Annotated in this window: 23 protein-coding genes; 16 read left to right on the top strand and 7 right to left on the bottom strand. The window is 29.2% G+C overall.

What is annotated here, in order from left to right; translation table 11 throughout:
- Nucleotides 1-13 precede the first annotated feature (13 nt).
- From BEE63_RS04035 to BEE63_RS04020, 4 genes are all read left to right on the top strand, one after another.
- Nucleotides 14-643: an HAD family hydrolase gene (locus BEE63_RS04035; RefSeq protein ID WP_347463713.1), complete on the top strand. Its 630-nt coding sequence runs from the start codon at nt 14-16 to the stop codon at nt 641-643.
- A gap of 157 nt (nt 644-800) precedes the next feature.
- Nucleotides 801-1583 carry a MurR/RpiR family transcriptional regulator gene (locus BEE63_RS04030; RefSeq protein ID WP_066020160.1) on the top strand — a complete coding sequence of 261 codons (783 nt, stop codon included), beginning with the start codon at nt 801-803 and terminating at the stop codon, nt 1581-1583.
- 159 nt (nt 1584-1742) lie between these two features.
- Nucleotides 1743-2309, top strand: a complete 567-nt coding sequence (locus tag BEE63_RS04025; RefSeq protein WP_066020159.1) for a DJ-1 family glyoxalase III — start codon at nt 1743-1745, stop codon at nt 2307-2309.
- 8 nt (nt 2310-2317) lie between these two features.
- Nucleotides 2318-2971, top strand: coding sequence for a YczE/YyaS/YitT family protein (locus BEE63_RS04020; protein WP_066020158.1), 654 nt, complete (start codon nt 2318-2320; stop codon nt 2969-2971).
- 89 nt (nt 2972-3060) lie between these two features.
- On the opposite strand, the gene BEE63_RS04015 is transcribed toward BEE63_RS04020, so the two are convergent.
- Nucleotides 3061-4005, bottom strand: coding sequence for an AEC family transporter (locus tag BEE63_RS04015; protein ID WP_066020157.1), 945 nt, complete (start codon nt 4003-4005; stop codon nt 3061-3063).
- A 147-nt stretch (nt 4006-4152) separates the two neighbouring features.
- On the opposite strand from BEE63_RS04015, the gene BEE63_RS04010 reads away from it, so the two are divergent.
- Entirely contained in the window at nt 4153-5019 is an 867-nt protein-coding gene (locus tag BEE63_RS04010) for a LysR substrate-binding domain-containing protein (RefSeq protein ID WP_066020156.1), read from the top strand.
- Between the two features lie 152 nt (nt 5020-5171).
- On the opposite strand, the gene BEE63_RS04005 is transcribed toward BEE63_RS04010, so the two are convergent.
- Nucleotides 5172-6656: a glycoside hydrolase family 1 protein gene (locus BEE63_RS04005; protein WP_278286404.1), complete on the bottom strand. Its 1485-nt coding sequence runs from the start codon at nt 6654-6656 to the stop codon at nt 5172-5174.
- Between the two features lie 280 nt (nt 6657-6936).
- Here BEE63_RS04005 and BEE63_RS04000 point away from each other — a divergent pair, with 280 nt between their 5' ends.
- Nucleotides 6937-7923 carry a D-isomer specific 2-hydroxyacid dehydrogenase family protein gene (locus tag BEE63_RS04000; RefSeq protein ID WP_066020154.1) on the top strand — a complete coding sequence of 329 codons (987 nt, stop codon included), beginning with the start codon at nt 6937-6939 and terminating at the stop codon, nt 7921-7923.
- 104 nt (nt 7924-8027) lie between these two features.
- On the opposite strand, the gene BEE63_RS03995 is transcribed toward BEE63_RS04000, so the two are convergent.
- On the bottom strand, nt 8028-9245 hold the full coding sequence (locus BEE63_RS03995; protein ID WP_066020153.1) for a DUF5105 domain-containing protein: 1218 nt from the start codon (nt 9243-9245) through the stop codon (nt 8028-8030).
- 431 nt (nt 9246-9676) lie between these two features.
- Here BEE63_RS03995 and BEE63_RS03990 point away from each other — a divergent pair, with 431 nt between their 5' ends.
- Together BEE63_RS03990 and BEE63_RS03985 are read left to right on the top strand one after the other, a co-directional pair.
- The gene (locus BEE63_RS03990) at nt 9677-11926 is read left to right on the top strand and encodes a heavy metal translocating P-type ATPase (RefSeq protein WP_066020152.1); all 2250 of its coding nucleotides are present in this window, start codon (nt 9677-9679) and stop codon (nt 11924-11926) included.
- A 58-nt stretch (nt 11927-11984) separates the two neighbouring features.
- Entirely contained in the window at nt 11985-12926 is a 942-nt protein-coding gene (locus tag BEE63_RS03985) for a D-2-hydroxyacid dehydrogenase (RefSeq protein WP_066020151.1), read from the top strand.
- A gap of 239 nt (nt 12927-13165) precedes the next feature.
- Here BEE63_RS03985 and BEE63_RS03980 read toward each other — a convergent pair whose 3' ends face one another.
- Entirely contained in the window at nt 13166-14473 is a 1308-nt protein-coding gene (locus BEE63_RS03980; RefSeq protein ID WP_066020150.1) for a helix-turn-helix domain-containing protein, read from the bottom strand.
- A 258-nt stretch (nt 14474-14731) separates the two neighbouring features.
- Between BEE63_RS03980 and BEE63_RS03975 the strand changes: the two genes are divergently transcribed.
- Complete coding sequence (locus BEE63_RS03975; RefSeq protein WP_066020149.1) at nt 14732-14956, top strand: hypothetical protein; 225 nt, start codon at nt 14732-14734, stop codon at nt 14954-14956.
- 77 nt (nt 14957-15033) lie between these two features.
- Here the strand turns inward: BEE63_RS03975 and BEE63_RS03970 are convergent, their stop codons facing one another.
- Together BEE63_RS03970 and BEE63_RS03965 are read right to left on the bottom strand one after the other, a co-directional pair.
- Entirely contained in the window at nt 15034-16476 is a 1443-nt protein-coding gene (locus tag BEE63_RS03970; RefSeq protein WP_066020148.1) for a cation:proton antiporter, read from the bottom strand.
- Between the two features lie 108 nt (nt 16477-16584).
- Nucleotides 16585-18162, bottom strand: a complete 1578-nt coding sequence (locus BEE63_RS03965; protein ID WP_066020147.1) for a ClC family H(+)/Cl(-) exchange transporter — start codon at nt 18160-18162, stop codon at nt 16585-16587.
- Between the two features lie 177 nt (nt 18163-18339).
- Between BEE63_RS03965 and BEE63_RS03960 the strand changes: the two genes are divergently transcribed.
- From BEE63_RS03960 to BEE63_RS03935, 7 genes are all read left to right on the top strand, one after another.
- Nucleotides 18340-18612, top strand: a complete 273-nt coding sequence (locus BEE63_RS03960; protein WP_066020146.1) for a MarR family winged helix-turn-helix transcriptional regulator — start codon at nt 18340-18342, stop codon at nt 18610-18612.
- 137 nt (nt 18613-18749) lie between these two features.
- Complete coding sequence (locus BEE63_RS21560) at nt 18750-18911, top strand: hypothetical protein (RefSeq protein WP_157797093.1); 162 nt, start codon at nt 18750-18752, stop codon at nt 18909-18911.
- Complete coding sequence (locus BEE63_RS03955) at nt 18865-19746, top strand: FAD-binding protein (protein ID WP_066020145.1); 882 nt, start codon at nt 18865-18867, stop codon at nt 19744-19746. The genes BEE63_RS21560 and BEE63_RS03955 overlap by 47 nt, the downstream gene beginning before the upstream one ends.
- A 204-nt stretch (nt 19747-19950) precedes the next feature.
- Nucleotides 19951-20733 carry an EFR1 family ferrodoxin gene (locus BEE63_RS03950; protein WP_066020144.1) on the top strand — a complete coding sequence of 261 codons (783 nt, stop codon included), beginning with the start codon at nt 19951-19953 and terminating at the stop codon, nt 20731-20733.
- A gap of 257 nt (nt 20734-20990) precedes the next feature.
- Entirely contained in the window at nt 20991-21554 is a 564-nt protein-coding gene (locus tag BEE63_RS03945) for a TetR/AcrR family transcriptional regulator (RefSeq protein WP_066020143.1), read from the top strand.
- A gap of 22 nt (nt 21555-21576) precedes the next feature.
- Nucleotides 21577-22686 carry a radical SAM protein gene (locus tag BEE63_RS03940; RefSeq protein WP_066020142.1) on the top strand — a complete coding sequence of 370 codons (1110 nt, stop codon included), beginning with the start codon at nt 21577-21579 and terminating at the stop codon, nt 22684-22686.
- Nucleotides 22687-22786: 100 nt separating this feature from the next.
- Nucleotides 22787-23293, top strand: coding sequence for a GNAT family N-acetyltransferase (locus tag BEE63_RS03935; RefSeq protein ID WP_175400824.1), 507 nt, complete (start codon nt 22787-22789; stop codon nt 23291-23293).
- A 105-nt stretch (nt 23294-23398) separates the two neighbouring features.
- Here BEE63_RS03935 and BEE63_RS03930 read toward each other — a convergent pair whose 3' ends face one another.
- The gene (locus BEE63_RS03930; protein ID WP_066020141.1) at nt 23399-24289 is read right to left on the bottom strand and encodes a LysR family transcriptional regulator; all 891 of its coding nucleotides are present in this window, start codon (nt 24287-24289) and stop codon (nt 23399-23401) included.
- Nucleotide 24290 lies beyond the last annotated feature (1 nt).

The raw sequence follows: 24290 nt of genomic DNA, 5'->3' as shown, positions 1-24290 counted from the left end.
AAGAATTAGGAAGGTGGTTTTTATCATTAAAAATATAATATTTGATGTTGATGGTACTTTATGGGATACAACAGGGGTTTCAGCTAAGGCATGGAATAAAGCAATTAAAGAAGTTGGAGGTACAAAAGCAGTTATAACCTCAGATATATTGAAAAAAGAATTCGGTAAAACAATGGACATAATAGCAAATGATTTATTTTATGATGCCAGTGATGATAAAAAGGAACTTATACTAAAAAAGTGTGTTGAATATGAGCATGAAGATTTAGAGGAGTGTACAGAGAATCTATTATTCCCGCATGTTAAAGAAACACTTCAAAAACTTTCAGAGAAAAGTAATCTCTTTATTGTTAGTAACTGTCAGAAAGGTTATATTGAATTGTTTATGGAAAAGACAGATACTAAAAAATATATTACCGATATTGAGTGCTTTGGAAATACAGGTAGGACAAAAGGAGAAAATATAAAAATTCTCGTTAAAAGAAATAAATTAGAAAATGCTGTGTATGTTGGCGACACTTATGGTGACTACGAAGCAACTGTAATAGCTGAAGTCCCTTTTATATTTGCTAAATATGGGTTTGGTGATGTGGAAAAGCCTTATTTGACTATAAATGATATAGAGGAATTGCTTAGTATATAGAAAAATTAAGATGAAAGCATACTAATCTTATAAAGATATAGGTGCTTTTTTCTGTTAAGGTGCAATTATGAAAAATGTGTTTAAGTTGTTGCAAATAAAATTGAGGTAGTATGATATAATTTTATTGGATTAGTAGAATGAATAGTGAGGTGAAATTATGTATTGGGATAAATTAAAAATTGTATTTTTATCAGAATTAGTTAGCAGCGATGATGGATCCACAAATTGCGAAATTGCTTCTTATATTTTAAAGCATATTGATGAAGTTAAGAAGTATAACATAAGTGAGCTGGCTAAAAAATGTCATGTATCTAATAGTTCAATCAGTAGGTTTTGTAGAGAAATTGGATTAAATGATTTTACGGAACTTAAAGAATTAATTACCACAACATCATTTCAATTTGATATGTATTCAAATCATCCCAATATTAATGTACGCTCATTAGATTTTATTAATAGGGTTAAGGATAGCCTCAATTTGGCCTCAGAGTCTTTGAATTATGAAGTACTTAATCGTTTATCAATAGATATTTACAATTATGAAAAAATAGCGATTTTTGGCTTACTGAAAGCAGAAACGGTAGCAATGAATTTACAGAGTGACCTATTGCTTCTAGGAAAAGGTGCTTTTACAAAGGTGCCATTTAAGCAGCAGCTTGAATATATAAAAAATGCAACGGATAAAAATTTAATAATTATTTTTAGTTATACTGGAATTTATTTTGAACATACTTTCCCTAGAAATATACCTGAAAGTAAAGCAAAACCTAAGGTATATTTTGTTACAAGTGATTATAATTCTAAGTTAAATAAATATTTTGATGAGGTGATTTGCTTTAAATCTTTGCAGGATTATGCTTCGCATCCCTTTCAATTGCAATTAGTTGGAAGTTTGATCGCTCAGAATTATGCATATTATTTAAATAAAAAGAATAAATGAAGAAATGTTAATTCATATAGCAACCTAAGAGAATCTTGACTTAGGCTGTTTTTTATTTTGATATAAATAGAGCATTTCCTAAATTGGGAAATCAATAGAATAAGAGAACTGAAATTAGTATAATTAAGACACAAAATAAAAAGAAAAGAGGAGATTTTAATGAAGAAAGTTGCAGTCTTTTTAGCAGATGGCTTTGAAGAAGGCGAATCATTATTTGTAATTGATGTTTTAAGAAGGGCAGGCATTCATTGTGATTCTGTAAGTATTGCTGGAGAAATGGTTAGAGGTTCTCACGATATTGTAGTTAAAGCAGATAAAATTATAGGTGATGAAATTAAGGAATATGATATGATTGTTTTCCCTGGTGGATTACCTGGAGCAACAAATTTAAGGGATGATGAAAGAGTAATTGAACTAGTTAAATATTTTGATAAAGTACCAGAAAAGTTTGTAGCAGCTATTTGTGCAGCACCAATGATTTTAGAAAGAGCGGGAATCGTAAAGGGACGCAAACTAACCTCATATCCTGGTGATAAATATATTGAATTACTTAAAGAAGCAAATTATGTAGATGATATTGTTGTTATAGATGACCATTTAATAACAAGTAGAGGTCCAGCTACAACATTACCTTTTGCTTATGCATTAATTGATGCTTTGGGAGGAGACAGCAGTAAGCTAAAACAGGGAATGTTGTACAATATGTTAAGAGAAAGTAATTTCTAATTAATAAAATGATGAAACAATATAATTATATTGAGCTTAATAAAGCTAACATTAAAAGAAGTTTAATGTTAGCTTTAGGCATAATTATTTCTGCATTTGGCATGACGCTGCTTGTAAAATCAAGTTTGGGGCAGAGCACAGTAACTGCAATTAGCTATAATATAGGCATTGTTACACAAATGAAAACAGGTACGGTACTAACGTTAGTTAATTATGTATGCTTTATTGGACAAATTATTTTACTTAAGAAGGAATTTAAACTTATTCAAGTATTACAATTAGTTGTTACTACAGTATTTGGAAGTGTATTGAATGTGTTTTTATATGGTATACCGTTTATTACAAATATGCAGTTAAATAATTATCTAGTAAAATTAGTTGTTTTGCTAATTGGTATTATATTCATGGCGTATGGAGTAAGTTTAATGGTATTAGCAAATTTAGTTTTCATGCCATATGAAGGATTATGCAATGTGATTGCTTTAAAATTAAATGTACCCTTTGGAACAATAAGAAGGTACGTTGATATTACTTTTGTAATTCTTTCATTGGCCATAATATTTGCTTATAAAATACCTAATACATCTGTTCGTGAAGGAACTGTTATATACACACTTTTGCTTGGGACTTTAACTAATGTATTTATGAAGCATATAAAATGAAATTACTGCGAAACTTAAACTATATGTTAATATGCATATATAGTTTAAGCTTCGCAGCTTTTCAATATATGAGAAAGAACATGAATTATCTAAAGGTTACTTAAAAGTACTATATAAATAGGAATAAAAATTAATGTTGCAAGAGTTGTCATAGTTGTGACTACAGCAGCATATTTATAGTCTCCTCCGCTGGCTTCAGATAAAACAGAAGTGATTGACATTGCAGGCATACCAGATTGTATAATAAAAACTTTTTCCATTAGTATGGGTAGATGCAGGAAAGAACACATTAAGAAAACTATTAGAGGGGAAACTATAAAACGTCCAATTGTAATCAGTGTCAAGGATTTGTCCCATTTTATTTCTTTAATATCAATGTTATATATAATTATACCTATGTATAACATTGATAATGGGGTAACTAAATTCCCCATGTACTTGCAGGTATCCATTACACATTTTGGCAAGGTTATTTGAAGGAGAATGAGAATTATAGCAGCAATGAATCCGCATAAAGGTGGAGAAAAAAGATTTTTAAGATTTTCACTTGAAAAAAGATGTACTTTTTTATCTCCACCATCTTTGGCTAAACAGAAAGCCCCTATAGTCCAGAATAAGCTTATGTTACCTAAAAAATAAATAAAGACGAAAGGAAGGCTTTTATTTCCAAAGAGTGATGTATTAACGGGTAAGCCTACAAAGAGGGTATTAGCTATTGATAAAGTTGAAACAAAAATTCCTCTTTTGTTAGATGGAATATTAAATATTTTTGCTAATATAATTCCTAAAATGTAGCATATAATTATTGAAGCAAAAGGTACAAATACGCCGGAAGCAAATTGAATAAGTTTATCTTTTGTATATGTTGTTAATAGATTTGATACCATATAACAGGGTACTGCTATATTTATTACAACTTTAGAAAAAAGTTTTGAAGTTTCATTGTTAAACCATCCTTTATGGCTAAAAAAATAGCCTATTGACAACATTAATATAATACTTAATACACTTTGTAGAGAATTTAAAATAACCATGTCTGTTCACCCTTTCTGTTTCAACTTTTTTTGAATGTATGATGAAATATTATTTCAATACAATAATAACAAAAAAGTATTTATACAAAAAATAGTTAGTTATTATGATATATATATATTTAATATATAAATATAGGTGGGAGTATTATGGATATAAAACAATTAAGTTATTTTCTTGAGATTGCTAAAGAGGGAAATATTACAAAGGCATCTGAAAAATTGCACATAACTCAACCTCATTTAAGTTTGCAATTAAAACTGCTCGAAGAAGAGCTGAATGTTAAATTAATAGACAGAACTACTAGAAAGTTTCAAATAACAGAGGCAGGGAAAACTTTACAAAAACGCGGAGAGCAAATTATTGAGTTTACACAGGATACTGTTAAAGAACTTAGAAATATTAATAAAGGCGTAATAGGAACACTTGCCATTGGAAGTATAACAGCAGAGGTAGATACATTATTACTTAAGAGGGTTAATGAATTTCATAAAACATATCCTAATATAAATTTTACTATAAGGGAAAGGCATACAAATGAAATACTACAATTGTTAGAAAAAGGAATGATAGATATAGGGATAGTAAGAACTCCCTTAAATTCCATGGACGTTGAAGCTGCATATTTACATGAAGAATCTATGGTAGCTGTATATTGTAATGACGAGGATTGGAAGGAAAATAAGAAGACTATAGATATTATTGAACTTTATGATAGGCCACTATTGGTGAATTTTAGATATGAAAAAGATATTATAAATGCTTGTAAAAGAGCTGGTTTTGAGCCTAGAATAATCTGTAGAATTAATGATGCAAGATCAATACTTCTATGGGCTAATACAGGTATGGGAGTAGCTGTTGTCCCTAAAGATTGGCTTAATGCTGTACCTAATATTGATTTTAAATATAAGGAGATTAATGAAAAATATTTAGTAACACAAACAGCTATTATATGGAGCAAAAAACGCTATTTATCTCCTTTAGCAAAAAAATTTTTGAAGACTTTTAATACGTAATAAAATATTAGAGTAAGTAAAAGGCTGCCAAACTAATATTTCTTAATTAATTGATATGCCCTCTTTTAAGTGACAAGTTTTTTATTATTTTACCTGTCTACCTACAAGGGAGCATACATTTTGTGATATATTCCTTTTTATTTTATATATATTTAGTTTAATATGCAGCCACCATTTGTCTCTATGATTTCTTTATAACGGTAATATGAGTTTTTGATAACTCTTTTATATGAGCCTTCTCCGTTATTAAATCTGTCTACATATACAAAACCATAACGCTTTTTCATTTCGCCTGTTCCAGCAGAAACAACATCAATAGGACCCCAGTATAAATATCCCATAATGTTGCAGCCATCTAGTATTGCTTCATAGATTTGTTTTAAATGTGCTTCTACATATTTAATTCTCTCAGGATCGTTAATTTTTCCTGATCCATCTAAATTTTCATCAAGACCTATTCCGTTTTCTACAATAAATAGTGGGAGCTGATATCTATCAGTTAATTCATTGCATACATACCTTATGCCTTTAGGATCAATAGGCCAGCTCCAAGGCTCTGGTGATTTTCCCTCTAAATAAGGATTATCTGTTCCAACTGCACCGCCGGTATCTCCGCCCATTTTTACTCCTGATTTATATACAGAAGATCTGTAGTAGCTAAAGGACATTATGTCTACAGTATATTTTTTGATTAATTCTAAATCCCCATCATCTATAACAGGCGCACAGTCATTTTCTCTCCATATGCGCTTTACATATCCAGGATATTCACCCCTACACATTACGTCGCCAAAGAAAAGATTTTTTCTTCTAAATTGAAGTGCTCCCATAACATCGTCTGGATTACATGTAGCAGGATATGTAGCACATGAAGACATAGAAAGCATGCATCCAATTTTTGCTTCAGGGTCAATTTCGTGACATGCTTTTACTGCTAGTGCATTTGCCACGAAAGTATAATGACATGCCTGATATTTTTCTTTCAAAGTTAAACCTTTGATAGGTTCGTTTGTGTCTTCAGGATCGATATCTAATAGGCCACCTGCTGCGAATGGCATTTTAAAAATGTTATTAATTTCATTAAAGGTTAACCAGTATTTTACCTTACCCTTATAGTGTTTAAAAACAGTCCTAACGTATTTTTCCCAAATAGATATTAACTTTCTATTTGTCCATCCACCATATTCTGTAAGCAAATATAATGGAGTTTCGTAATGACTTAAAGTTACAACGGGTTCCATTCTGAGCTTAAGCATAGTATCAAATAAATCATCATAATATTTTAATCCTGCTTCGTTAGGCTTATCTTCAGTTCCATTTGGATATATTCTTCCCCATGAAATACTTGTTCTGAATGCATTAAAACCCATTCCAGCCATTAACTTTAAATCCTCTTTATAGCGGTGATAAAAATCTATTGCTTCATGACTTAAATACTTTTTATCTGGCTTTAATGCCATTTCCCACTTTTTTGTACTTTTATTCCATTTAAGGCCTGGATGATCAGCATCTGTACTTATGCCTACCATGACATCAGTAATATCTGGTTTTTTCCCATCCTCAAGCCATGCACCTTCACATTGATTTGCGGCTACTGCACCGCCCCATAAAAAATTCTTAGGAAATGTTTTCATCATATCTCCTCCTAAACTTGATTTTAAGAAAATTATATAAGATAAATTTATATATGTAAACAATTTCTAAATATATTGGAGTTAGTTTTCAGAAATTAATATTAGATATCATATAATTTGAAAATATGTTTCGTTTAAAATAAAAATATTGAATATAATTGTAGTTAGCGTGAATTTATTTAAAGGCTTGAAAAAATAAATTTGTATAGACAATCTTATGAAATAGATTCAAAGTTAAGTCAATGCTATAATAGAATAAAAAATATATTAAGAGGGGTACATTATGAAATTTATATCGTATGAAACTAGAGAAGATGAAAGAAAAGATTTTGAAGAAATATCAAGAAAATTAAATGTAGAAATTGTTTTAGTAGAAGAGACGTTAAATGAAAATACTGTTTGTTTAGCTGAAGGTTGCGATGGAGTGACGACTTTAGGGCAGAGCCAAATTAATAAATCTATTATAGATAAATTAAAGGAAATTAATATAAAATATATAGCTACTAGAACTATTGGATATAATCACATAGATGTTAAGTATGCTAAAAGTAATGGCATAAAGATTAGTAATGCTCATTATGCTCCTAATGGTGTTGCGGAGTATACAGTAATGCTTATGCTAATGTGTATAAGAAATTATAAACAGGCAATGTTTAGAGGAAATGTAAATGATTATTCTCTCATAGGACTTAAAGGAAAAGAAATGAAGGATTTAACTGTAGGAGTTATAGGAACTGGTAAGATAGGAGCAGCAGTAATTGAATGCTTACAGGGATTTAAATGCAGAATTTTAGCATACGATAAATTTGTTAATGAAAGCATAAAAGAAAAAGTGTCTTATGTGGACTTAGATACAATATATAAGGAAAGCGATATTATAACTCTTCACACACCTTTAAATGAGGAGACTTATCATATTATAAATAGTGAGAATATAAACAAGATGAAAGATGGTGTGGTTTTAATTAACTGCGCCAGAGGACAATTAATGCATTTGCCTGATTTAATTGATGGAATTGAAAAAAGTAAAATAGGGGCATTGGGTCTAGATGTGGTAGAAAACGAAGAAGGGATTTATCATTTAGATAGACGTACTGATATTATTAGTAATAGGGACATGGCATATTTAAGACAATTTCCTAATGTAATTATGACACAACATATGGCTTTTTATACTGATGCAGCAGTTACCAGTATGGTTAGGTGTGCAATAAATAGTTTAGTTTCTTTTGTAAAAAATGATGTAAGTGATTGTGAAGTTAAATATTAAAGGGCTATGGCAGCAATGTATTTTAAAAGAAAAGAATTGGGATTTTTATAAAGATCCCAATTCTTTTCTTTTAAAACCAGTATATTAAATTTTAAAGAATGTTTTTATTGGCCTGAAATCATGGTTTCGGATTGATTTCCAAAATCATAACCATTTTCTGGTACCCATATTCCATTTGATGAATCAAAATTAAAGGATTGCTCCTTTGTTTCAGCTCCTGGTTTAGCAGTATTTAGGTCATTTTCAAGATGATTTATAAATGATTTTATTGCCTCATTTTTTGCTTGATTTTCGTCTGTTAAATTCATTGCTTGAACATCTGAAATTGCCTCCGAAGCTGCTTTTTGAGAAATGCTTTCAACGTCTATATAATTAGTTTTAACATTAACTAATGCAGTATCATCGGTTTTAGAAGTTGTTTCTGTTGTAACGTTAATATTTTTTATGGCGTTTTTATATGCAGAATAAATTTTGCTACAGTCATCGTCACTTATTGTTATATCTGAAGCAGAACTCTTTATTCCTTTACTAAATGCCTTTTCTTTCATTTTATCTAGCTTGTCAGTAAAATCTTTTCCTGTGAAATTCATTAATATTTTACTTGATCCTGAGTCGTCACTTTTTACAAAGAAATTAAACCACATTTCGGCAGATTTATCAGGTGCCATTTTTAATTTTGATAAATCCGCTGCAAGTCCACCTTGTGCTAAATCAATAACACCATCAACATATTTATGTTCATCTTGTGGAACCCAAACATGATCTTTTACTACAAACTTAAAGGTATTTTCCTTAGATTTTCTAGATGGTTTAGCTTTATTTAATTGATCTATAATACTATTTATGTATTTCTTACAAATTGCATCTTTATCAGAAAAATCATTTTCATTATCAAGGTTTTCATCCATGGTATCACTTATTGAGTTTAAAATAATTTGTTTTACATCTATATAGTTTGTTTTAACTTTTACTTCGGCTGTTTCATCATTTTCAGAAACGATACTTGTAGTTATATTTACTCTTTTTAATGCTTTGTAATAAGAATTATAAAGTTCATCAGCAGTAGTATCATCTACTCCTATACCTATTGACTTTTTAATCTCATCTTTAAATTCTTTTTTAAATTTGTTTTTTTGCGTATTAGTTGATGTATATAAACTGCTTTTTGTATCTCCCAATTTTGATATTTCAGAAGTATCATTCTTTACAATAAAATTAGATAAAATTTTGGCAGATTCATCTGCTTTGATTTTAGGCTTGCATCCAACTAATATTGCAGGTGTTAATACTAAGATCATTAGTATTGATATAATTTTTTTCATTCGCTATTTCCCCCCCGGAAAAAATATTTACAAATTATAAAAGCATGACTTACATTACAATTTGTTTCATTTTAGGCAATATAATTACAACAAAGTACTTTTAATGAGCACCTATCATACAAATACCTTGTTTACAAATAAATACCTTATAAATTTTAGTACTAAATTTATAAGTTGTCAATGACATTTTAATGTCTTTTTAAATTAAATTAAATTTAAAATTAAACTGATAATAGTTTTGCATGATAAAGAATTTATCTATAAAAAACTTTTTAAAATATAAAGGTAAAATTTATGTAAATTATAATTGACAATTTTAAGGTATTTGCATATAATGAACATATGAACAATAATTCACATGTTCATATGTTTGATAAAAAATTGATGGCCGTAAATAATGAAATTTATAAATAGTAATTGGGAGGGGAAACATGGAAAAACAAATTAAGAATTTAAATAAGAGTAATTTAAAATTAGTAAACTCAAATATTAAATTAGTGAACCCAAATGCTAATATTAAATCTAATAGGATTAGCAGTGAAAGTATAGTGAAAAAGTTTCTTCTTCAGGGATTAGACTGTGCTAATTGTGCAGCTAAGATAGAAAAACAGGTTAGTAAAACTAAAGGAGTAAGTTCGGCAAATGTAAATTTCTTAACTAAAACTTTAACTGTAGAAATTGGTAAAGTAAATAATGTACAAGAATTTATTTCAGAAATATCTAAAAGTATTGTAAAAATAGAGCCTGAAGTTAAAGTTATTGAAATTGGAAATAAAAATAATGCCTCAAAAGAGAAAATTATCGAACATGGGCATGAACATGAGAATGGAGAAAGTAATAAAAATGAAATAATTAGGTTAGTTATTGCAGCTTCACTTTTTGGGATAGCTACCATAGGAAAGTTTTCAAATTCTGTAGAATTAATACTTTATTTAATAAGTTATGTACTTGCTGGTGGCGAAGTAGTATTAACAGCATTAAAAAATATAAGCAAAGGGCAAGTATTTGATGAAAATTTTCTTATGAGTGTAGCAACTATTGGCGCTTTTGCTATTGGACAGTATCCAGAAGGTGTAGCTGTTATGCTTTTCTATGAACTTGGAGAAATGTTTCAGGGAATTGCAGTTAATCGTTCAAGAAAATCTATTACTTCACTTATGGATATAAGACCTGACTTTGCTAATTTAAAAGTAGGTGATGATGTTAAAAAGGTATCCCCAGAAGAAGTTAGTGTAGGAAATATTATAATTGTAAAACCGGGAGAAAAAGTTCCACTGGATGGTAAAGTGCTTGAAGGTAATTCAATGATAGATACTTCGGCCCTAACGGGTGAGTCAGTTCCTAGAAAGGTAAGTGTAGGGGATAATATTTTAAGTGGAGTTATTAACAAAAATGGACTTTTAACAATTGAAGTGCAAAAGGGATTTGGTGATTCTACTATTTCAAAGATATTGGATTTAGTTGAAAATGCAAGCAGTAAAAAAGCAGAAACGGAAAAATTTATTACTAAGTTTGCTAGGTATTATACACCTGTTGTTGTTTTTTCAGCTTTAGCTTTAGCTATAATACCGCCTCTTTTTACAGGAAGTGCTACCTTTTCACAGTGGATTTATAGAGCATTATCATTTTTAGTAGTATCGTGCCCTTGTGCCTTAGTTGTTTCCATACCACTTGGCTTCTTTGGAGGAATAGGCGGAGCTTCAAGAAACGGAATACTTGTTAAAGGTGGTAATTATTTAGAAGCTTTAAACAATGTTGAAATTGTGGTATTTGATAAGACAGGAACACTTACAAAAGGAGTATTTAAGGTAACAGAAGTGAAAAATCAAGATGATATTTCAAAGGATGATCTTATAGCTTATGCAGCTTATGCAGAAAGTTATTCTAACCACCCAATAGCAGTTTCAATATTGAATGCTTATGATAAAGAAGTAGACAAGAGTTTAATAAAAAATTATTATGAAATATCTGGACATGGTGTGAAAGTAGTAGTTAAGGGCAAAGAAGTGCTGGCAGGTAACTATAAATTAATGAATGAAGAAAATATAGAATATGATGAAACTAAAACTATAGAGACAGTAGTTCATGTTGCCATGGATAAGAAGTATGCAGGATATATAGTTATATCTGATGAAGTAAAAGATGATTCTAAAAAGGCCATAAAGGATTTAAAAAACATTGGAGTTAAGAAAACAGTAATGCTAACAGGTGATAACAAAGTAGTTGGAGCTAAGGTAGCTGAAGAATTAGGCCTAGATGAAGTTCATGCTGAATTACTTCCAGATGAAAAAGTTGAAAAGCTAGAATTACTTGATAAAGAGAAGACATCAAAGGGAAAATTAGTGTTTGTTGGTGATGGAATAAATGATGCACCAGTTTTAGCTAGGGCTGATATTGGTATAGCAATGGGAGGAGTAGGCTCGGATGCTGCTATTGAAGCTGCGGATGTAGTTTTAATGACTGATGAACCTTCTAAAATTGCTTCAGCTATAAAGATAGCGAAAAACACAAGAAAAATAGTAATGCAGAATATAATATTTGCTTTAGGTGTTAAGGTTGTTCTGTTAGTAATTATAGCCTTAGGTTTAGGTACTATGTGGGAAGCTGTATTTGGAGATGTTGGAGTAACATTAATTGCAGTGCTAAATTCTATGAGAGCAATGAAGACAAAAAATATATAATTATATTTGTGAAAAGATTTAAGATGAATTGTTATAATAATCTTAGAGGTGATATCAAATGAAGATTTTAGTTGTTATTCCATTAAATAAGGATGAAAAAGAAAAACTTAAGTCAAAAATGCCAGAAGCAGAATATATTTTTATAGCTAAGAGTAAAGTTAGTGAAGAAGTTGTAAAAAGTGCTGATATAATTATTGGAAATGTACCAGCTAAATATGTGAAAGGTAGCAAAAAGCTCAAGTGGTTACAGCTAAATAGTGTAGGTACAGAAGGATATTCTGATGGGGGAGTGATTCCTGAGGGAGCACAGCTTACCAATGCAAGAGGTGCATATGGTCTTGCCATATCTGAACATATGCTTGGCATGCTGTTTGAAATTAAAAAGAAATTAAATTTATATTATTTAAATCAGAAAAAGCATGAGTGGCGAGATGAAGGAAGCGTTACATCAATAGAAGGAAGTACAACATTAGTGGTTGGACTTGGTGATATTGGAGGAAATTTTGCTAGAAAAATGAAGGCTTTAGGAAGTTACACAATAGGTATTAAAAGAAATATAGCTAAAAAGCCAGAATATCTTGATGAACTATTTACAATGGAACACTTAGATGAAATCTTACCTAAAGTAGATATAGTAGCGTTATCTCTTCCAGGAACTAAGGCTACTCACCATCTATTTAATATGGATAAGTTTAAATTGATGAAGAAAAGTGCGGTCATTTTAAATGTGGGTAGGGGAAGCGCCATATATACTGATGATTTGTGCGAGGCCCTTGAACATAGAATTATAAGTGGGGCAGGACTTGATGTAACAGAACCTGAGCCTCTACCTTTTGAAGACAGATTGTGGGATATGCCAGGAGCTATTATTACACCTCATATATCAGGCAGTTTTCATCTTGATGAGACTTTGAGAAAAATTGTTAATATAAGTATTGATAATCTGGATAGATTTGCTAAAGGCGAGAAACTTATGAACATAGTTGGAGTTATAAAATAATAGAAAAAATTAGCCAGGTAATAAGGTATTGCCTGGCATTTTTATGTACAATAAAATATCAATAAATAGAATAAAAATGTAACGCTATCATATTTACCAAGCCCAAAGAGGTACTTGTGAAATAATCGGGGAATTTAATGAAAATAACATCCCTGTAAATAATACTCCTAAAAGTAAGCTGAAGAGTATAAGTTTATGCTTTTTTAAAAACATGCTAAATCATCCTTTCGTAATATACTTTACCCAAATTTTTTACAGAAATTATACATTTCTTTAAGTGCTTGTATGTCTTCTGTGTTTAAATAAAATTCTATTAATTTATATTTAATAGATGAATTAATTTTTCCTTCTTTACCTGAAAGAATAAAAAACTCATTCATGGTATCTAAAACTTTTTCATGATTATTAGTACATGTGTATATGTCTACTAATTTAGATAAAATATCATATTCCAAATAATATCGCATTGATTTTTTTGTATATTTTAAAGCTTGTAAATAATATTCTTCTGAATTTTCGTATTCATTTAGTTTTTTGTATAGTTTACCTATTTCTGAATAAACCTCAGGTAAGTAAACAAAATCTTCATTTAGATACTTTCTGTTCTTGAGCATTAAGTCCAAATTTTCTCTTGCTTTATCATAATCAGAAAGATCTATGTAAATATCAGATAAATTAATTAAAATTATAATGTATTTTTCAGGATTATTTTCTTTAATAAAATCTATTACTTTATAATATAAATTTAAGCTCTTTTTGTATTGTTTAAGGTCTGCAAAACAAACAGCTTTTTGAATAAGTACATCGTAATATTTGTTCATATCAATTTTTTCTAATATAGGTTCAATTTTATTAAATCTTTCTAAAGCTAGATCATATTGTTTTAAGTTTATATAGCATAATGCACTATTATAAAGGAAAATACAATAATATTCTTCATCCATATTGTTAAAATGATTTATTGAAAAATCACAGCATTTTATATCATCTTCATATTTACCCATATAAAAGTATACCATTGATAGTTTTCTCAAAATAGGAATTGTATTATTAATAGACATGTCCATATTTATTAAAGATTTAGCTTTTTCATAGTACATTGAACTTTTATAAAAATCATTGATACTGCAAAAATAATCTCCAGCTAATTCAAATATTGAGATTTTTTTATCATTAAAGTCCCATGTAATTAAAAATTTTTCAGCTGCATTTAATTTACTAACAAAACTACCATCTTTATATACTGTAAGATCTTTAAGTTCTTTTATGTATTTGTCCAATATTTTAGTAGCTTGCGATTTTTCATCTTCCATTAAATATTCTATGCTTTCATCAACTGATATATGTTTTTTATCGCAAATTTTATTTAAGTTTTTTAATATAATTTCAGCAGCATTTTTAGTGAGATTTGCCTTATCATGTTCTATTTGACTTATAAGGTTTCTAGTTATTTCACCGCCTGTCAGGTCGTCTTGCCTCACATTGTATTTTTGCCTTAAGTTTTTAAGTTTTGTGCCAATAGTTATTATTTCATAACTTCTTCCCATGCTTAAAACTCCCAACCTGTAAAATATTTTACTTACATTCATTATACCACTAATTAGTTTATATGTTAATAATAAATTCGTTTACATAAAATTTTAAAATAAAGTGGAAATTTTAAATATGGCAAGTATTGCAGCTTAAAATATAAACTAAGTTTACTATGGAGGTTTTATGAAAAAATTGAAAACATATTATATAGATGTTATAATTTAAAATGGATATGTATATTACAATAGTGAAATTAAGGGAGGAAAATGGACATGATAATAGTGAATTGTGCTTTAAAGCAAAACGATGTAATAAAAGTTGTTGAGGATATTGAAGTAGATAATGATAAACCCTTTAAATATGTAAAAAAACAAGGCTTAAAGCTTTTTTTTGAAAGTAAATTAGAAGATACTGAAAAGGCTTGTTCTGTAATTAAAAAGTCAATAAGAGATACTAGTTTTGGAAATTCATTATATTTTAGTGTTACTCCACAGTAGTATTAAATAAATATAAGAATGTAATTTATATAGACCAGCGCCATATAATGTTTTCAATAGGATGCTGGTCTATTTTATTATTTTATAACGCAATTTTTTTCGCCGCAAATCAGCTCTAATGTTTCTTTTTCATAATGTTTTATCCCACCAAGTATTAGTATGTCACCTTGTTTGAGAACAGTTTCTCCATTTGGCAGTATTTCTTTATTATCACGTATAATCATAAATATTCTTGAGTTTTTTGGAAAATTTATTTCCTTTAATTTTTTATTGCACAGCTTTTCGTTATTAAGTACAAGTTCACGTACTGATATACTTTCTATGCCTAAGTTTTCTTTATTTTCATTAATATCATAAATAAAAATTTTATCAAAAACTACAGGAAATAAAAAACATGATAATATAGTGGTCATTATAAGAAGAGAATATATTTGCTGATTTATTACATTTAAATTATAAGCAATTTGACATCCAACAATCATAAGACTAAGCTGGCTTGCAAGTAAGAATGAAGATGATATCATTTTGTTAAAATTAAACATGTTATATAAAAGTAATGAAGATACTAATTTTATAACATAAAAAATTACAAGCATTAATGGAATCATAGCCATGAGTTTTAAGTTTGTAATTATGTTGCCTATGTTAAGATTGACACCAACTTCTATAAAAAATATTGGTATTAAAAGTCCATATCCGATTATGTCAAGTTCTTCATTTAAATTTCCTCTCGTTCTTCCAGAAATCAAAGAAAAAATTACTCCAGCTAAAAATGCTCCTAATACTATTTCTGTTCCAGTTTTATGTGATAGAAAAACTAATAAAAGGATTACTGCAAAGGCGGCTCTGACTTCTATATGAAGACCATTTAAAGTTTCTATTTTAAGAAATATACGTTTGTAACTTTTTTTAATAAAGAAATATATTAAAAATGCAGCTGCAAATATAAAAATAAATAAAAAGCTCTTGTAGTTTATTCCCTCTTTAATTATAGAAGAAATTAATGTTAATGAAATAAGACATATGAATTCACATAACAATGAAAAAATAAGCATAGTTTGACCATAGGTGGATTTTAATAAGTCTTTTTCCTTAAGTACAGGTACTAAAAAACCTGGCGCTGTTGCAGTTAAAAGAAAAGTTGAAAAATACAAATTTTTTATTATATGGAGTTTAACTAAAATAAATGAAAATGCAAAGGCTGTAATTAATGAAGCAAAAAACATCAGTATACAGGTGCGCAAAATTTTAAAACTCTCTTTATTTTCTTTAAACATTGAGAAGTCAATTTCAAGTCCACTTAAGAACATTAAGTATGCCAGACCTAAGTTTGATAAAAAGACTATCCATATATCGCTATGCACGATGTTAAAACCACTTTTACCAACTATGAGTCCAACGAATATTTCTCCAACTACAAATGGTATTTTAATCTTTTTTATTGAAGATATAATTAAGGGGGTTATGAATGCAAGTATAGAAATTATTAATATTGAACCAAAGCTTATAGATTCAGTCATAGTAAACACCTCTTAAAAATTTTAATTATGTGAATTATATACTAGCTTCAGCTTCAAGTCAATGTGATTTTATAGTATGTATTTTAGTGACAAATTATTATTAATTTATTAAATGTTATTACCTGCCATGTTGGAAATTATGTCGTTTATTTTAGGTACACTACGCTCGTTAGTAAGAACAATCAAATAGTCACCTGAAAAAATAATGGTGTCACCTGTTGGTATTATTTCATTTTCACCTCTTTTAACGGCAACTAATAGACAGTCTTTTGGCCAATTGATTTCTTTTACTTGTTTGCTATCTAAAATAGATCCCATACATATTACAAATTCCAAAATTGATTTACCTTTTTTATTGCTCGTAGGAGATTTTTTATCTTGATTATGGAGAAAATTTTCAAATAGGGATTCATAAATTGGCTTACATTCCAAAATATCTGCAATTATATATGCAATAAGAGACATAACAGATAAAGAGAGCAAGTGACCTAAAGAACCTGTAAGTTCAGTTATTAAGATTGTACCTGTTATTGGAGCCCTTACTACAGCTGTGAAATAACCTGCCATTGCAAATATTATAAAATTATTAATATAGGCATTGTTAAAATGAAAAATATCAACAACGAATACCCCATATATATTTCCTACTAAAGCACCAATAGCAAGAAGCGGAAGGAAAATTCCACCGGGAGCACCAGAACCGTAGCACGCCATAGTAAAAATAAATTTTACTATTACTATGATAAGTAAGGTTATTAAAGAGAATTTGTTTGCAGTTAATGAAGATATAAGACCATTACCGCCACCTAAAGCTTGGGGTAGAAAAATACCAATAATAACGGAAAAAAGCATTGGTATTATAATCTTAAATTCTTTACGTAGCCAGGTTTGTTTTTGATATAAAGTTTGTGTCTTTAATAGCACTTTATTAAATACTACTCCAGAAATTCCAATTATAATGCCTAAAGGAATTATGTAGATATAGTACTTTAGTGGTAGTATATGTAGGCCATTAAAGCTAAGAACAGGTTTTAAACCAAAAAAACTGCTGGACACAAAGTCGGCTGATAGTGCAGCTGATAATGCGGAAAGTAATATCAAAGGTGAAAAGTTTTTATGAACCTCTTCTAATGCAAAGAGTGCACCAGATAAAGGGGCATTAAAGGCAGCAGCTAGCCCAGCACTTGCTCCACTTGTAATAAGATATTTTTCTTCTATTTTTATACGTTTAAATATTCTACTAAAGCCTTGACCAATTGCACCGCCTAATTGTATTGATGGACCTTCTCTACCAAGGGAGAGTCCCGAACCTATTGAAAGTATTCCGCCAAAAAATTTACCTAGTAATATTTTCAGCCAGTTCATATCAAGTTTTCCAAGCAAAATACCCTCAACTTGTGGTATACCACTTCCGCGAATATTAGGTAAAAATTTAATGAGCAAGCCAACTAAATAACCTATCAATATTAAAAATATAATCCATGGTAGAATTAATACTGGATTTTTTTCTATGATACTATAAATGTGAAACACATATTTGAGTAAAATCTCAATAATATAACGATATAAAACAATAACTAGTCCAGTAATAATACCTATAATGATACCTTCAAAAATTAACTTAAATTTAAAACTGTGCCAGTGAAATAAAATGCTTTTGGTGGTACATTTATCGTTAGTTTTCAATTTACACCTCCATGTGGAATTGGTTAATTTAAGGTTATACTATGTATTGAATTATATCATCTAGAGTTTTAAAACAAAAATGAATATTTGTAGAAGCTGTATTAATATGTAATATATACTTGACAAAAGTAAAAAAGCAATTAATCTACAATGTAGATATCTACATGAGGTGATAATTTGGCTGAGTATTTAAAAATTAAGCACACTTCTGTAATTGATTTGGCTAAAAGACTTGAAGAAAAAGATATGATAAGGCGTTTTAAAGACGAAGAAAATAGAAGATATAAAAATGTTGTTATAACACAAAAGGAAATAACTGTTATGAAAAAATTCAACAATCGTAAAAAAGAATCCGTTGAGTCTATACTTGATAATAATATGACAAAAGAAGAGCAGAGAATTCTTAAGGAACTTTTACAAAAAGTACTATGCTGCCTTGAAAAATTGTAAAACTATTGAGTGTGAATTTGTGCACTCTTTTTATTTGAAATTATATGTAGATATCTACATATAAAGAGAGGTGATAAATGTAATAGAAATTTTATGCTTTTAGAAAAAGTAAAAATATTAATATAGGAGGCATTTTTATGAATAAGAGAATAGAAAATAAAGAACTAACAATTACAAAGACAATTGAAACAGAAATAGTTGTATGTGGTGGAGGTACTGTAGGCATTATTACAGCCTTAACAGCAGCCCAAAATGGTGCTAAAGTTATTAAAGGGATTAAATCCAACTGCTGCATCTAATATAACATCATTTCCATTAACTCCGGGCGTAACGGGAGATGAAATTAAAGTTGTTAAAGAAATAGGAGCTTTAATGGATCCTATTCCAACTGTTATGATCTTTGATAGAGGGGCAGTAAAACCAGGAAAAGAAGCGGGAGAACCATTTGAAGGTAAAATGTTTTGGCTAGGTAGCCAGCCATTTCTTAAAGTAAATAAATTTGGTGAGCGTTATACAAATGAATCAGTTCCATATGATTTTTGTGTACATGCTGCTAGTATGCAGCCAGGCAAAGTATGGTGCTCTATATTCGATTCAAATTGGATGGAAGATGTGCTTAAATTTCATACAATTGGTTGTTCACGAGTTGTACTTCCTAAAGATAATGAAAAACATCCATGTAATTTTAATACAAAAATTATAGAGGTAATGAATGAAAAATTATTAAAAGATGGTTATATGCAGCAGGCAAACACAATTGAAGAGCTTGCTCAAAAATTAATGCTTCCTCCTGAAACTTTAAAGGCAACTATAACACATTATAATGAGCTATGTGAAAAGGGAGAGGATAAAGATTTTCGAAAGGCAGCTTTTCGTATGAGACCAATTGCTAAGGTACCATTTTATGGTATAACGGTTGGAGGAAATTTATTGTGTACATTAGATGGACTGAGAATTAATACAAATATGCAGATATTAGATAAAAATATGGAACCAATTAAAGGTCTATTTGCAGTTGGAAATGATAGTGGTGGTTTCTTTGCATATTCTTATCCAGAACTAACTCCAGGGGTTGCAGCAGGAAGATCCATGACATTTGGCCGTCATGTAGGTAAATATCTAGCAAATTTATAAATACTATTAATATGTAACTAAAAGTATGAAGTATGCTATATGATTATCTTTAAAAATTATGTTATGGCTGATAGTAAAAAACAACACTTAGCCATAACATATAAATATATTGAAAGTAATTAATATATAGTTTTAATATTTATTAATTATAAGTTAAAATAAATATATAGAATTTATAAAGAAAATTAAAGGAGAGTAGAATATATGATCTTTTATTTTACGGGAACAGGTAATTCTTGGTATACAGCAAATGAAATTGCAAAGGCAAATAATGATATAATAATTTCTATTTCTAAATTAATTAATGAGGGAAAAGAATTAGAGTTTACTTTAAAGGACGAAGAAGTGCTTGGATTTGTATACCCAATTTATGCATGGGCACCTCCTAAGATAGTAAAGGAATTTATTAAAAAAGTTAAGTTTAATAACTATAAGAATAACTACATTTTTTCAGTAGCTACCTGCGGCGCTAACATAGGAAATACAATGGAATTAATAAAAAAAGAACTTAGCAATAAAGGAATGACTTTAAACAGCGGATTTTCAATTGTTATGCCAAATAATTATATAATATTTGGTGATGCAGATTCGAAAGAAGTAGAAAGAAAAAAACTTCAAAACGCTAAAAATGATATAGAAAAGATAAACGAGGTTATAAAAGAAAAAAGACAAAGTGTATTTGAAGTAGAAAAGGGATCTGCGCCATGGATTTTAACTAATGTAATCAATCCTCTTTTTGAGAAATACGGCATAAACGCATCAAAGTTTTATGCAACAGATGACTGCATATCTTGTGGAAAATGTGCAAAGGTATGTAATTCAAATATAATAACATTAGAAAAAGGGAAACCACATTGGAGTGGTGAGTGTTCTCAATGTCTAGCCTGCATTAACTGCTGCCCTAAAAAAGCAATACAATATGGCAAAGGAACAGTTAAAAAGGGAAGGTACGTTAATCCTTATTTTTTAAAGGCTGCACACAAATAAGTTATTTTGATGTAAAGTTTATGTTAATAAGGAAATGATTAATATATGGGATATGTTAAATAACTTAATAGGGTAGACAAAGAAACTACTTTATTAATATGCGAAATGTAAACTTACTCTCATCTTAGGCTTAATGCCTTAGATGAGAGTTATTTTTATATAAAATTTATTAAATATAATTTTCATATATTGTTATATTATGATAAAAGGTTTATAATCAAACATGTATCAAACATGTTTGAAAATGAGGCGATAAATTGGATAAATCTAATAATACCAAAAATCAATTAATAAAATCAGTAATGGAATTATTGCAAGAGTGTGACGATGTTTCAGAAATAACATCGAGAAAGATAACAGAAAGAGCAAAAGTAAATTTATCAACAATAAATTATCATTTTGCATCTAAAGATGAATTAATAAATATTGCTGCAAATAAATTAATAGGAGATGCTGCAAATACTTATTTTCAAGATATGAAAAATGATGTAAAGTCGCCAAAAGATAAGCTTAAATATTTTTTAATTCGTATAAGTGATATAGTTGTTCATTATAAAAAATATACAAAGGAAATGATGCCGTATATTTTATTAAAGGGAGAATTTACTGAAACTATTGAAATACTTCCTTTAGTTAAAGAATGTTTTAAGGGAAGTAAAAGTGATGAGGAGTGCAAAATTATTTCATATCAATTAATTTCATTTATGCAATTAGTATTTTATAGAGCAGACGAATTTAAATCTTTTAGCGATATTGATATTAATATTAAAGAAGAAAGAGATAGGTTTATTGATATTCAACTAGATTTACTTTTAAAATAAAGAGTTTTTGGGGGCAAATAAAATGAATAAGGAATTTAACTTATCGGAATATATGAGTGAAGGTATTGAAAATATAGTAAAGAATGTTTTAAAAGCATCTATGAAAAATCCAAAGGAAGCTGCATTTGTAATAAAGTATATGTTATCAGTAAAGGATGCAAAAAACAAAAGGCATATGTTAGAAAACAAAGGAGAGCATATACCACCGCTTTTAATGGGAAGCATTTCTAGTAATTGTAATTTACATTGTAAAGGGTGTTATGCAAGAGCTAATAAATCATGTGGAGATAACTTAAAACTTAGTGAGATGTCAGAAGAGAGATGGGGAGAAATCTTTAATGAAGCGAAGAAAATAGGAATTTCGTTTCTATTATTATTAGGGGGAGAGCCGCTTATGAGAAGAGGGGTTATTGAAAAAGCATCCTCTGTTAAAGAAATAGTTTTCCCAATCTTCACAAATGGAACTATGCTAGATGAAGATTATATAAACTTATTTGATAAAAATAGAAATCTTGTGCCAATGATAAGTATTGAAGGATATAAGAATCAAACAGATAGTAGAAGGGGAGAAGGCACTTATAATTCAATAATGATTGCAATGAATAGTCTAACTAAAAAGGGAATCCTATTTGGAGGTTCTGTAACCGTAACAACTGAAAATATAATAACTGTTACAAGTAAGGAGTTTGCACAGGATCTTTATAATAAGGGAGCAAGAGTGTTAATATTTGTAGAATATGTTCCTGTAACTAAAAATACTAGAAATCTTGCCCCTACGGATAAGGAACGTCTGATTTTAGCAGAGAAAGTGGAAGAATTGAGAAAAGTATTTGAAAGCATGGTGTTTTTATCGTTTCCTGGTGATGAAAAATATTCAGGTGGATGCTTAGCTGCAGGGAGAGGTTTTTTTCATATAAATGCTAAGGGGGGAGCAGAACCATGTCCATTTTCACCATATTCAGATGTTAATTTAAAGGGAAATAGTTTAAGAGAGGCTTTAAAGTCACAATTGTTTAAAAAACTTAAAGATAATGAAATGTTAACTGGGGAACATGATGGTGGATGTTTATTATTTGAAAAGGAAGAGGATGTTAAAAAGTTAAATATAAATTGCCTACATCACTGTAGATAGAAGGTTGAGATTATGGATAGTTCTGTTATTAAAGGTGAAATGCTGCCAGAATGCATATTGATTTGCAAATGGCACAATTAATAAGTGAGGAGTGGTATTTTTGAACGGTAATATTATATTTAGAAATGTTGAAAAATGTGATACAGAAGCTTTATGGAATATGATGAATAAATTAGATTATGAAACAAAGTTTATGATGTATGAACCAGGGGAAAGAACTAAGAATTTAGATATACTTCAGAAAAATATTAATAGGACCATTGATGGAGATGATTTGTTTTTTTTAGCCGTAGCTGGAGATGAAATTATAGGATTTATTTCAGCACAAATAGGTAATGTAAGAAGGACACAGCACAGTGCATACATAGTAGTTGGTATAAGAGAAAAATATCGCGGTTATGGAATTGGTACAAAGCTTTTTAGTAGGCTAAATGAGTGGGCATTGGAGAAAAAGCTTGTAAGGCTTGAATTAACTGTACTTTGTAATAATAAAGGAGCTTTAGGCTTGTACAAAAAAGACGGTTTTGAAGTAGAGGGAACAAAAAGAAAATCCATGTATGTGCATGGAGAATATATGGACGAATATTACATGTCCAAAATAATTTAATTATAGGAAATTTAAAGTTAAGTAATATGGATAGTGATTTTTAGGAAACACAATTTATATTAGGATGATGGTAGTATTAGTAAAAAATTTTTAAAAAATTAAAAACTAATACGATGCATTAAGAGATAAAATATGAATGAATTTTTTTATTGCAGGATTGTTATCAGTTTTTCGCCAAGCCGCAACAACATCAAAGCAGTACTCATCTCCTTTAAATGGTAAAAAACATATATTATTATTTCTATTGGCTTTGAACATTTTGGGTATAATTGCAATTCCCTGACCTGCCTCAACAATTAGTAATGAAGAATATATGCATTCATATGTAAAAACCATATCTTTGTGTAAAGATTCTAATCCTAAAAGTTTATTTGTAAAAGCTCCATAACCCCTAAAAATTTCATTGGAGGGCAGGAAAATATGTTCAGAGGCTAAATCACTAATCGAAATATTTTGGCGTGTTGCTAGGGGATGTTCTTTACACATTGCGGCACAAAGTACATCTTTATATAAAGTATATGTATTACACCAGGATAACATATCCTTATCTAAATTAAGTGTAAGAATTAGATCTAAACTCCCGCTTTTCAGTCGTGGTGGTAGATTTTCGTACAAGCCAGCAATTAGTGTTAGCTTGATATTTGGAAAATTTATATTAAATGAGTGGACAGCTGGTACAAGAATATTTTTTGTGTGTTCATATAAATATCCAATTTTCAATTCTTTTTCAAGGTGTTTTATTTTGGATTCAATTCTTTTTATACTAGTGTCATATTGATTGACAATATTTGTAGCTTCAACTAAAAATAGTTCGCCTATTTCTGTTAATTCCACATTATGATGATTTCTTGTTAATAAAGTTGCACCAACTTCATTTTCTAATGAAATAATATGTTTACTTAATACAGACTGTGTGATATACAGTTGTTTTGCTGTTTCACTAAAATTTAAGTTTTTAGAAAGTATAATAAATTCACGTAACAAATCAATTTTCATT

The sequence above is a fragment of the Clostridium pasteurianum genome (assembly GCF_001705235.1).
In the GTDB taxonomy this organism is placed as follows: Bacteria; Bacillota; Clostridia; order Clostridiales; family Clostridiaceae; genus Clostridium_S; species Clostridium_S pasteurianum_A.
Note: the sequence above shows the minus strand (reverse complement) of the source record. Positions and strands in the feature narration are given on the sequence as shown.

Bases quoted from the DNA above. Each gene is read 5' to 3' on its own strand.
- BEE63_RS04030 (WP_066020160.1), top strand. From the start codon at position 801: ATGTATTGGGATAAATTAAAAATTGTATTTTTATCAGAATTAGTTAGC.
- BEE63_RS04025 (WP_066020159.1), top strand. From the start codon at position 1,743: ATGAAGAAAGTTGCAGTCTTTTTAGCAGATGGCTTTGAAGAAGGCGAA.
- BEE63_RS04000 (WP_066020154.1), top strand. From the start codon at position 6,937: ATGAAATTTATATCGTATGAAACTAGAGAAGATGAAAGAAAAGATTTT.
- BEE63_RS03995 (WP_066020153.1), bottom strand. From the start codon at position 9,245: ATGAAAAAAATTATATCAATACTAATGATCTTAGTATTAACACCTGCA.
- BEE63_RS03950 (WP_066020144.1), top strand. From the start codon at position 19,951: ATGATCTTTTATTTTACGGGAACAGGTAATTCTTGGTATACAGCAAAT.
- BEE63_RS03975 (WP_066020149.1), top strand. From the start codon at position 14,732: ATGATAATAGTGAATTGTGCTTTAAAGCAAAACGATGTAATAAAAGTT.
- BEE63_RS04020 (WP_066020158.1), top strand. From the start codon at position 2,318: ATGATGAAACAATATAATTATATTGAGCTTAATAAAGCTAACATTAAA.
- BEE63_RS04005 (WP_278286404.1), bottom strand. From the start codon at position 6,656: ATGATGAAAACATTTCCTAAGAATTTTTTATGGGGCGGTGCAGTAGCC.
- BEE63_RS03930 (WP_066020141.1), bottom strand. From the start codon at position 24,289: ATGAAAATTGATTTGTTACGTGAATTTATTATACTTTCTAAAAACTTA.
- BEE63_RS03940 (WP_066020142.1), top strand. From the start codon at position 21,577: ATGAATAAGGAATTTAACTTATCGGAATATATGAGTGAAGGTATTGAA.
- BEE63_RS04015 (WP_066020157.1), bottom strand. From the start codon at position 4,005: ATGGTTATTTTAAATTCTCTACAAAGTGTATTAAGTATTATATTAATG.
- BEE63_RS21560 (WP_157797093.1), top strand. From the start codon at position 18,750: ATGAATAAGAGAATAGAAAATAAAGAACTAACAATTACAAAGACAATT.
- BEE63_RS03970 (WP_066020148.1), bottom strand. From the start codon at position 16,476: ATGACTGAATCTATAAGCTTTGGTTCAATATTAATAATTTCTATACTT.
- BEE63_RS03980 (WP_066020150.1), bottom strand. From the start codon at position 14,473: ATGGGAAGAAGTTATGAAATAATAACTATTGGCACAAAACTTAAAAAC.
- BEE63_RS03955 (WP_066020145.1), top strand. From the start codon at position 18,865: ATGGTGCTAAAGTTATTAAAGGGATTAAATCCAACTGCTGCATCTAAT.
- BEE63_RS03985 (WP_066020151.1), top strand. From the start codon at position 11,985: ATGAAGATTTTAGTTGTTATTCCATTAAATAAGGATGAAAAAGAAAAA.
- BEE63_RS04010 (WP_066020156.1), top strand. From the start codon at position 4,153: ATGGATATAAAACAATTAAGTTATTTTCTTGAGATTGCTAAAGAGGGA.
- BEE63_RS03990 (WP_066020152.1), top strand. From the start codon at position 9,677: ATGGAAAAACAAATTAAGAATTTAAATAAGAGTAATTTAAAATTAGTA.